The sequence below is a fragment of the Pseudomonas sp. genome (assembly GCF_051660785.1).
Classification (GTDB): Bacteria; Pseudomonadota; Gammaproteobacteria; order Pseudomonadales; family Pseudomonadaceae; genus Aquipseudomonas.
The window spans coordinates 1-9,812 of record NZ_JBOFQE010000118.1 but is presented as its reverse complement, the minus strand read 5'-3'; the positions used below and the strand labels follow the sequence as shown (position 1 = coordinate 9,812).

Below are 9,812 nucleotides of genomic sequence, written 5' to 3'. Positions count from 1 at the left end.
CTGTGGCGAGGGGATTTATCCCCTCGCCACAGCGCGCTGCTCGGCAGCTGCTACAAATCGGCTTATTTAGTCATACTTTTAATGGATTTTATTGAGTAACCAGCTATAAATCTTCTCCAGTCGAATATTTAGTATGACTACTAGACATTTTACTGGCCTATGAAAACAACAAGAAGGAAGGTTTACCATGCTGCAATCCCGACACCTGCTCTCCGGCCTTGGACTGTCCCTGATGATCGCCACCCTCCCCACCCAGGCAGCTGGCCTGTCCAGCGAACACAAAGCGTTCGGCAAGACCAACGACGGCACACCCGTCGAGCAATATGTCTTGCGCAACAGCCATGGTCTGCAAGCCACGATCATTACGTACGGTGGCATTTTGCAGTCGCTCAAAGTGCCGGACAAAAACGGCAAGCTCGACGACGTGGTCCTGGGTTTTGACGATGTTCAGGGCTATCAGAGCGGCACCGCGTACTTTGGCGCGACCATCGGGCGATTCGGCAATCGCCTGGCCAACGGCGCGTTCGAGCTGGATGGCAAACGCTATCAAGTGCCGCTCAACGACGGTTCCAATTCGCTGCACGGCGGTCCGCAGGGTTTCGACAAACACGTGTGGAAAGCCCAGCCGAACACAGGCAAGGATTCGGTGGGCGTGACCCTGACGTACCTGTCGGCGGACGGTGACATGGGGTTCCCCGGCAATCTGAAGACCGAGGTCACCTACAGCCTCACCGAGAACAATGAGTTGCGCATCGAGTACAAGGCCAGCACCGATAAACCGACCGTGCTGAACCTGACCAACCACAGCTATTTCAACCTCGCTGGCGCGGGTAACGGTGATGTGCTGAAACAGCTCGTAACCCTGCACTCGAGCCACTACACGCCGGTCACCGCCAAGCTGATTCCGACCGGCGAACTGGCTCCCGTCGCGGGGACGCCAATGGACTTCACACAGCCCACTGCGATCGGCAAGAACATCAAGGCTGATCATCCGCAGCTGAAATTCGCCGAGCCAAAACAGGGTGGCTTCGATTTCAACTGGGCCCTGGACGCCAAGGGCGACGTGGGCAAACTGGCCGCCGATGTCAGCGATCCACTTTCCGGGCGCCGCTTGCAGCTCTTCACCACCGAACCCGGCGTGCAGTTCTACACCAGCAACTTCCTCGACGGCACGGTCAAGGGCAAGGGCGGCAAGGTTTATCCGCATTGGGGCGCGTTCACGCTGGAGACTCAGCACTACCCGGACTCGCCGAACCAGCCGAACTTTCCGTCCACTCGACTCGATCCGGGCAAGACCTATACCCAGCACACCGTGCTGAAGTTTTCGGCCAAATAACCTCCGGCATCACGCGTTCATGTAGCAGCTGCCCTGTGGTGAGGGGATTTATCCCCGTTGGGCTGCGAAGCGGCCCCCTACATTCCTTCAGACGCACAGCGCTTGAAGGATTGACGACTGCTTCGCAGCCGAACGGGGATAAATCCCCTCACCACAGGGCAGCTGCTACACGCTACGGAACCACCGGGCTATTCTGCTGCCAACCGAAGAGTACTTATCGATTCAAAAAAGGAGGTTTTCATGCGGACCCTTGAATTGGCCGGCGTCAACGTACCGGTCATCGGCCAAGGCACCTGGCGCATGGGAGAAGATGCATCGCAACACCGCAAGGAAGTCGCCGCGCTGCGCCTGGGCATCGAGTTGGGCATGACCCTGATCGACACCGCCGAGATGTACGCCGAAGGTGGCGCCGAGGAAGTGGTGGGTGAAGCCATCGCCGGCCTGCGCGACAAGGTCTTTCTGGTCAGCAAGGTCTACCCGCACAACGCCAGCCGCAAAGGCATCCCCCAGGCCTGCGAGCGCAGCTTGCGGCGTCTGCATACCGATTACATCGATGTGTACCTGTTGCATTGGCGCGGCCAGTATCCGCTGGAGGAAACGGTCGAAGCCTTCGAGCGCCTGCGTGAAGAGGGCAAGATTGGCCGTTGGGGCGTGTCCAACTTCGACGTCGACGATCTGGAGGAGTTGAACTCACCAGCCTGCGCTACCAATCAGGTGCTGTACAACCTGGAAGAGCGCGGTATCGAATTTGACCTGCTGCCGTGGTGCCAACAGCATCATCAGCCGTTGATGGCATACTGTCCCATCGGTCAGGGTGGAACGATGCTGGCCCACCCGGCGCTCGAGCAGGTTGCTACCCGTCATGGCGTGACGCCGGCTCAGGTAGCACTGGCATGGATTCTGCGACAAAAAGACGTGATCGCCATCCCCAAAGCGGTCAGGCCTGAACATGTGCAACTGAATGCGCAGGCCGCGCAACTGCGGCTCGAAAACGAGGACCTGAAGGCGCTGGACCATGCGTTTCACGCGCCACAACGCAAGCACCGGTTGGCCATGGTCTAAGCCATCGCGGTACTGTCAGAGGGCTTCTGCATGAGAAGCACTGATCAGCTCGACGACTTCAATTTGCCACGCTTTATGCAGGCTCAGGATCCGGTGTTCAAACGAGTTCAAGAAGAGCTGCAGGCTGGTCACAAACGCAGTCACTGGATGTGGTTCATTTTTCCACAGTTTGCCGGGCTGGGCGGTAGCGAGATGTCCCGACACTTCGCGATTCGTTCTGCAGCGGAAGCCAAGGCCTATCTTGATCATCCACTGCTGGGCTCTCGGCTGCGCACCTGCACGCAACTGGTGTTGGACATTGAAAAGCACTCGGTTGCCGGCATATTCGGCCATCCCGACAATCTGAAATTTCATTCGTCGATGACGCTGTTCGCACAGGTTGCGCCGCCAGACAGCCTTTTCCATAAAGCACTGGATAAATATTTCCACGGCATTCGGGATGACTGGACGCTGCAATTGCTGGATTCAAAACAGGCCCAGTTGCCCACCAATCAAGGTTGAGAAGTCGTCGTCCACGAAGGGCAGGATTGCATCCGCCACCGGCTGCAGTTGACGGGTGACGTAATGGTCGTAGTCGATAGGCGCGCTGCGGATCTCCAGCGGCTCGGGCCCGGCGACAGTGATCACGTAACTGATCCAGCCGCCGTTCTGGTATTGCCGGGGGCGGCCTTGCTGGTCGTTGTAATCATCGGCGATCCGCGCCGCACGGACGTGGGGCGGCACGTTGCGTTCATAGTCATCAAGCGTACGGCGCAGGCGCTTGCGGTAGATCAGGCGATCATCGAACTCACCGGCCAGGGTCTTGCGCACGTAGTCGCGCACGTAGTCCTGATACGGCTGGCGATGAAAGATCCGCGAGTACAACTCCTGCTGGAATTGCCGGGCCAGCGGCGACCAGTCGGTGCGCACGGTTTCCAGTCCCTTGTAGACCATTTCGTCGGTGCCATCGGCGCGGGTGACCAGCCCGGCGTAACGCTTCTTGCTGCCCTCCTCGGCACCGCGAATGGTCGGCATCAGAAAGCGTTTGTAGTGGGTCTCGAACTGCAACTCCAAGGCGCTTTCCAGCCCGTATTCCTGCTGCACATGCTCGCGCCACCAGTGGTTGACGTGGTCCACCAGCGCACGGCCGATCTGCGCGGCTTCTTCCTGGCCATGAGCGCGACGGAGCCAGACGAAGGTCGAGTCGGTGTCGCCGTAAATCACCGTGTGACCCTGGGCTTCGATCAACTGCCGGGTGCGAAGCATGATCTCGTGGCCGCGCAAGGTGATGGACGAGGCCAGTCGCGTGTCGAAGAAGCGGCAGCCGCTGGAACCGAGCACGCCATAGAAGGCGTTCATGATGATTTTCAGCGCTTGCGACAGCGGTGCGTTGTGTTCGCGCTTGGCGGTCTCGCGACCTTCGGCCACCCGGGCGACGATCGCCGGCAGGCAGTGCCGGGTCCTGGAAAAACGCGCACCCCGAAAACCCGGCACGGACTCGCTGTCGTCGGGATGCTGCAGGCCTTCGATCAGCCCGACCGGGTCGATCAGAAAAGTTCGGATGATCGATGGATAGAGGCTTTTGTAGTCGAGCACCAGTACCGATTCGTACAAGCCCGGTTGCGAGTCCATGACAAAACCGCCGGGACTCGCCTGCGCAGGCTTGTTCCCGAGATTTGGCGCCACGAAGCCCTGTCGGTGCATCAGCGGCATGTAAAGGTGCGTGAACGCGGCCACCGAGCCGCCGCTGCGATCCGCCGGTAAACCGGTGACGCTGGCGCGTTCCAGCAGGAAGGTCAGCAGTTCGGTCTTGGCGAAGATCCGCGTCACCAGTTCGCAGTCCTTGAGGTTGTACGTGGCGAGCGCCGGTTTGTCCTCGGCGAACATGCGGTTGATTTCGTCCATGCGCTGGTACGGCGTGCTGATCGCCTTACCCTCGCCGAGCAGGGTTTGCGCGACGTTTTCCAGGCTGAATGAGGGGAAGCTCCAGGTCGCCGAGCGCAGGGATTCGATGCCGTCGATGATCAATCGGCCGGCGGCCGAGGCGAAGTAATGGTTGCGGCTGCCGTGTTCACGCCACTGCATTTCTTCGCCGCCACGCCCCAGTTTCAGCGGGACGCCCAGTTGTCGGGCGTGCTGGTGCAGCACTCGCAGGTCGAACTGCACGACGTTCCAGCCGATGATCGCGTCGGGGTCATGGCGGGCGAACCATTCGTTGAGTTTTTTCAGCAGCAGGGTGCGGGAGTCACAGTACTCAAGCTGGAAATCCACCGCGCTGTCGTCGCCATTCGGCGGGCCAAGCATGTACACCTGACGCTCGCCACAGCCCTCCAGTGCGATGGAATACAACTCGCCTTGGGCGGTGGTCTCGATGTCCAGGGAGACCAGCCGGAGGTTGGGCCGGTAGTCGGGGGCCGGTTTCATTTGTGCGTCGAGCAGCAGGCCGTCGGCGCCGGGCGTGCCACCGAACAGCACGGGCGCGGTGATGAAGCGTTCCATCATGTAGCGTTCCGGCGGGCGCACGTCCCCTTCGAACATCTCAACACCTGCTTTACGCAGCGCTGTTTCCAGGCGCATCAACTGACCGTGTTGCTGGCAATACAGGCCTAGCACCGGGCGGTGCTCGAAATCCTGGAGGGCCAGTGGTTTGAGCTCGACATTTTTTTCGCCGCGCAAAACAGCCTCGGCCTGCTCACGCTGAACAGCCGGGATGAACGCCACCGACGATTGATGAGGCAGACGGATACGCTGGGGACCGGTGTCGGTCGCCAGCCAGAACTCGACCTGGGTTCCGGCCGGGGTGTCACGCCAATGCCGGGTCAGGACGAAACCCTGCTGTAAATCCACCACTGCAACCTCAAGATTTGATTCAGGCGGCAATTCTACGCGTCATTGCGGGGAATAGCGTGGAGGCTTATGGATCTGGCAGCCTTTAGAACCACCCCTCACCCTAACCCTCTCCCCACGGGGTAGAGGGGACTGACCGAGGTGTTTTCAAGAGATATTGCGACCGAGGAAATTGAGTCGAACTCAAGTTCAAAAACCATGAAGATCGGCTCCCTTTCCCCCTCTCCCCCGTGGGGAGAGGCTGGGGTGAGGGGGTGGCTCTTGAAGTCGCTGCCAGATTGCAGGTGTTTATCGACCTGGTACGGAGATATTCGGAAGAAAAACCGCCGAATGGCGTTTTTTGCGCGTTATCTGCCGTTTTCCGCCTTGCCCTCAGCGCCCGGGTCTACGATTCTTCCATAACAACGACAACACCTGAGAAGCCATCATGAAAACCGTCGCCCAACTGCTCAAGTTGAAAGATCAGAAAAATCAGGAAGTGCACCAGATCAAACCCGATCACATGGTGCTGGAAGCCCTGATGAAGATGGCCGAGAAGAACGTCGGCGCCTTGCTGGTGGTGGAGAATGATGAAGTGCTGGGCATCATCAGCGAGCGCGACTACGCGCGCAAACTGGTCCTGCACGGGCGCTCTTCGGTCGGCACGCCGGTTCGCGACATCATGGTGTCGCCGGTGATCACCGTGGACACCCATCAGACCGTCGATACCTGCCTGGGCATCATGTCCGACAGACGCTTGCGTCACCTGCCGGTGGTGGAAAACGGCAAGTTGATCGGTTTACTGTCGATCGGCGACCTGGTCAAGGAAGCCATTGCCGAGCAGGCTGAATTGATTCGCCAGTTGGAGCAGTACATCCGCGGCGAGTAGAGATACCGAGGATCCCCCTGTGGGAGCGAGCCTGCTCGCGATAGCGGTCTGTCAGCCGACATCAATGTTGGATGTGCCGGCCCCATCGCGAGCAGGCTCGCTCCCACATTGGATTTGTGGTGTTCTCAGGTGGGCCAATGCCGGGCGAACACCGGGGCCAGCGTGGGGTGGTGGTCGATCCGTGTCAGCCACGCATAAAAACCCGGCCGGGCATTGCGCAGATGCTCGCGACTGCCCGCCCACCGTGTCACCACCGCCGCCAGCACATCCAGTGCGCCGGGCGTCTCGTCGTCCAGATACAACTCGCCCGAGAACTGATCGGCAAACACCTCCCAGCTCCAATGCAGCCGTCGGCGAGCGCCGGCCATAAGGTTTTCCATGGTCGCTTGATCCGCGTTGACCAACCAGCGCTCGGGGTAATCGATGATGCCGATGGCCGCGTAGCAATTGCTGACGATGTACACCAGGCCGCGAATGGCCTGATCACGCTCGGCGGGCGTTTTCGACAGCAAATTCGACTCGGGAAACGCCAGCCCCAGATGGATCAGGATCGCCGCGCTCTCGGTGAGGATGCTGCCGTCGGGCAGTTGCAAGGTGGGAATCTGCTTGAGCGGATTGAGCTTCTCCAGGGCTTGGGCAGCCTCCGGCGACGACTCGACGTCGATGAAGCGATAAGGAATTTCACAGAGTTCGAGTGCGGCCTCTATCGCGGCGGCGCCGGAGTTCTGGTGTCCGTAGAGCTGGTACATAAGCACCCCCCTTCAAGAATCTCTCTTTGTAGCATCTGATACTGACCATGCTGGAAAATTTCTTTTTATGCCACTGCATCCAAAATGCTTTCCGATGGGTAGTACCAGTAGCAGCCCCTGAGGCTGTCGCGCAGATTACTCATTTACGGAGCACTATTCATGAACGCTAAACAGCTGATTTGCCTTGCCAGTCTGTTCGTCGCGGGCCCCATGGCCTACGCCCAGTCAGGTCTGCCCGACAGCATCAAGGTCCCGGACGGACACAAGGTCGCCCTGGAAACCACCGGTGTCGGTGAGATCACTTACGAATGCCGTGACAAGGTTAATGCCGCCGGCCAGACCGAATGGTTCTTTGTCGGCCCCAAAGCGGTACTCAATGATCGCAGCGGCAAACAGGTTGGCACCTATTTCGGACCGCCCGCCACCTGGCAAGCGAAAGATGGCTCGAAAGTCACCGGCACCCAACTGGCTGTTTCACCTTCGAGTCCGGGCAACTTGCCCTATCAATTGGTCAAGGCCAACCCGGCCGAAGGCAAAGGCGCAATGACGGGTGTCAGCTACATCCAGCGCGTCGCCCTTAAAGGTGGCGTAGCCCCGAGCGTTGAATGCTCGGCGGCCAACAAGGGCAAGCAAGAAATGGTGAAGTACCAGGCGGATTACATTTTCTGGGCGGCCAACTGAAACCGGGCCTGCGGGAAATTGGTCTACGCTGCTCAGCACTGGCCCCGGTCCAATGGCCCGGGGCCGCTGCCCATTATTGACGGCTGAGCACAGTGTCCTTGCCCGAAACTCTTTTCGATTACGAAGCCCACATCGCTGCCTGCGCCCGCGGTGAACGTCAGGCCCTGCATGATTTGTATGTGCAGGAGAGTCCGCGCTTGCTGGGCGTTGCCAAACGGTTGGTGCGTGACACTGCGCTGGCGGAAGACATCGTCCACGATGCCTTCATCAAGATATGGAATGGCGCCGTACAGTTCGACCCGGCGCGAGGATCGGCACGGGGCTGGATGTTCAGTTTGACGCGACATCTGGCCCTGAATTTCATCCGTGACAACAGCCGCGAAATTCAAGGCGATTTCGATGGGGTGGACGACACGGAAACATTCGATGCTCAGGCTCATTCCGGGCGCATTCATCAATGCCTGGAACAACTGGAGCCTGCAAGGCGCGCCTGTATCCTGCATGCCTACGTCGACGGATATTCTCACGCTGAAATCTCACACAAACTCGGCACCCCGCTGGGCACCGTCAAAGCCTGGATCAAGCGGAGCATGACGGCACTGCGGGAGTGCATGGGATGATCAGCAAACCGACGAATGAAACCCCGGAAGAACTCGACGAACTGGCCAGCGAATATGTGTTGGGCACGCTGTCGGCAGAGCTTCGTACCCAGGTCCAGCAGCGCATGCGCGACGAACCTGAGTTACGGGCCGCCGTGGATGCCTGGGAGCTTCGACTGCTCGGCATGACCGATCTGGCCGCGCCTCACCCGCCGTCACCACACCTTTGGCAGCGTATCGAGCGCAGCGTGAATAACGTGAATCGGCCACCTTCGCTCATCGCGACTCAGTCTTTATCCTGGTGGAATCTGTTGCCGCTCTGGCGCGGGCTCGCCGGTGCGGGGCTGGCTGCCACGTTGCTGCTCGGCGCATTGATGTTGACGCAAACCACCGTCAAGCCGACTTACCTGGTGGTGTTGGTCGGCCCCCAGGACAAGGCACCGGGCTGGGTAATCCAGGCCAGCAACCCGCGGGAAATCCAGCTGATTCCTCTGGGTATCGTCGAGGTCCCGGCCGACAAGGCGCTGGAGTTCTGGACCAAGGCCGATGGCTGGCAAGGACCGGTGTCACTGGGGTTGGTCAAACCGGGACAGACGCTGTCCATCCCGCTCGACAAATTGCCGCCACTGCAACCCAACCAGCTGTTCGAACTGACTCTGGAAAATCCGCAGGGCTCACCGATCGGCAAGCCGACCGGGCCGATCCAATTCATCGGTCGGGCAGTGAAAGTCATCTGACCGCGATCAGCCGAGCGCCGCGATCAACTCCGCCGTCGTGACAATCGAGTGGGCATACGTCGGCCCGTTGATCTCATGTGCGGCGTGCATCGCCTCCGCGCTGAAGGCGGCCGTGGCGTCGCGCACCAACGTCACGTGATAACCCAGTTCGACGGCAAACCTGGCGGTGCTTTCGATGCACGTATTGGCAAGCATCCCCACCACCACGACCTTGTCGATCCCGTGTTGTTTGAGCAGGAAGTCCAGATCAGTGTTGGCGAAACCGCTGGCACCCCAGTGTTCCTTGACGATCACGTCACCGGCAGCGGGCTGGAAGTCCGGGTGCCATTCCCCGCCCCAGGTTCCGGCGGCAAACACTTGCGCATGGCTGGAACGTTGCTGAGAGGGGTTGGGGTATTTCCAGCCCGCCAGTTCATCGGGTTCGGCGCGGTGATGCGGAACGTAGACAACCTGGATGCCGGCCTTGCGGATGGCTGCCACCACCGTCTTCAAGTTGGCCAGCGTGCCGACGCTGTCAGCCACCGATTGCGCACGACCATGGAGTTTGCCGCCCTCGCTGAGGAAGTCGTTATAGGGATCCACCAACAGCAGGCCGGTGTGGGCGGCAACATAGGGACTGGCATTCATGATCGACTCCTCAAGGACAAAGGCACGCGCCAGCTATCCAGTGTAGAAGCGTCGATCAGGCTCACCGTGGCCATCCGACGACTGAACCATCACGCCGACGTGAGGGGCATCGCGCTACCTATCATTGACGTCGATGTTCACCATCACCTCAATGAAGTTCTCATAAAAAATCCGCGGCGTAAGATCGCCTCCATACCAAACAACTACACCCCGGAGCACACCATCATGAAACGCCAAATCCTTCTCAGCATCGCTTTCTCGGTTTTTGCAGTTAACGCTTTCGCCGCTTCTTCTGCTCACCCGGTTGTCGCTGAAGGCGGCTCGGAT

General features: G+C 59.6%; 10 protein-coding genes and 1 pseudogene. 8 read left to right on the top strand and 3 right to left on the bottom strand.

Annotated features, from left to right (window positions below; genetic code table 11):
• The first annotated feature begins 187 nt into the window (after positions 1-187).
• The 3 genes from ACRC4F_RS31270 (at position 188) to ACRC4F_RS31260 (ending at position 2,899) form a co-directional block, all read left to right on the top strand.
• Positions 188-1,336: an aldose epimerase family protein gene (locus ACRC4F_RS31270; protein WP_438662763.1), complete on the top strand. Its 1,149-nt coding sequence runs from the start codon at positions 188-190 to the stop codon at positions 1,334-1,336.
• Positions 1,337-1,576: 240 nt separating this feature from the next.
• Positions 1,577-2,398, top strand: coding sequence for an aldo/keto reductase (locus ACRC4F_RS31265; RefSeq protein WP_438662762.1), 822 nt, complete (start codon positions 1,577-1,579; stop codon positions 2,396-2,398).
• A 30-nt stretch (positions 2,399-2,428) separates the two neighbouring features.
• Entirely contained in the window at positions 2,429-2,899 is a 471-nt protein-coding gene (locus ACRC4F_RS31260) for a DUF1810 domain-containing protein (protein ID WP_438662761.1), read from the top strand.
• On the opposite strand, the gene ACRC4F_RS31255 is transcribed toward ACRC4F_RS31260, so the two are convergent.
• On the bottom strand, positions 2,864-5,224 hold the full coding sequence (locus ACRC4F_RS31255; protein ID WP_438662760.1) for a DNA polymerase II: 2,361 nt from the start codon (positions 5,222-5,224) through the stop codon (positions 2,864-2,866). The two genes, ACRC4F_RS31260 and ACRC4F_RS31255, sit on opposite strands and share 36 nt — an antisense overlap.
• 427 nt (positions 5,225-5,651) lie before the next feature.
• Here ACRC4F_RS31255 and ACRC4F_RS31250 point away from each other — a divergent pair, with 427 nt between their 5' ends.
• Positions 5,652-6,092: a CBS domain-containing protein gene (locus ACRC4F_RS31250; RefSeq protein WP_007944798.1), complete on the top strand. Its 441-nt coding sequence runs from the start codon at positions 5,652-5,654 to the stop codon at positions 6,090-6,092.
• Positions 6,093-6,217: 125 nt separating this feature from the next.
• Here ACRC4F_RS31250 and ACRC4F_RS31245 read toward each other — a convergent pair whose 3' ends face one another.
• Complete coding sequence (locus ACRC4F_RS31245) at positions 6,218-6,841, bottom strand: glutathione S-transferase N-terminal domain-containing protein (RefSeq protein WP_438662759.1); 624 nt, start codon at positions 6,839-6,841, stop codon at positions 6,218-6,220.
• A 159-nt stretch (positions 6,842-7,000) separates the two neighbouring features.
• Between ACRC4F_RS31245 and ACRC4F_RS31240 the strand changes: the two genes are divergently transcribed.
• The 3 genes from ACRC4F_RS31240 to ACRC4F_RS31230 all read left to right on the top strand — a co-directional run bounded on the left by ACRC4F_RS31240 (position 7,001) and on the right by ACRC4F_RS31230 (position 8,858).
• On the top strand, positions 7,001-7,522 hold the full coding sequence (locus tag ACRC4F_RS31240; RefSeq protein ID WP_438662758.1) for a DUF3455 domain-containing protein: 522 nt from the start codon (positions 7,001-7,003) through the stop codon (positions 7,520-7,522).
• A gap of 98 nt (positions 7,523-7,620) precedes the next feature.
• Positions 7,621-8,142 carry a sigma-70 family RNA polymerase sigma factor gene (locus tag ACRC4F_RS31235; protein WP_438662757.1) on the top strand — a complete coding sequence of 174 codons (522 nt, stop codon included), beginning with the start codon at positions 7,621-7,623 and terminating at the stop codon, positions 8,140-8,142.
• Complete coding sequence (locus ACRC4F_RS31230; protein WP_438662756.1) at positions 8,139-8,858, top strand: anti-sigma factor; 720 nt, start codon at positions 8,139-8,141, stop codon at positions 8,856-8,858. The genes ACRC4F_RS31235 and ACRC4F_RS31230 overlap by 4 nt, the downstream gene beginning before the upstream one ends.
• A gap of 6 nt (positions 8,859-8,864) precedes the next feature.
• Here the strand turns inward: ACRC4F_RS31230 and ACRC4F_RS31225 are convergent, their stop codons facing one another.
• Positions 8,865-9,485, bottom strand: coding sequence for an isochorismatase family cysteine hydrolase (locus ACRC4F_RS31225; protein WP_438662755.1), 621 nt, complete (start codon positions 9,483-9,485; stop codon positions 8,865-8,867).
• A gap of 225 nt (positions 9,486-9,710) precedes the next feature.
• On the opposite strand from ACRC4F_RS31225, the pseudogene ACRC4F_RS31220 reads away from it, so the two are divergent.
• Positions 9,711-9,812 (top strand): annotated as a pseudogene (locus ACRC4F_RS31220) (phage infection protein); the annotation flags it as partial.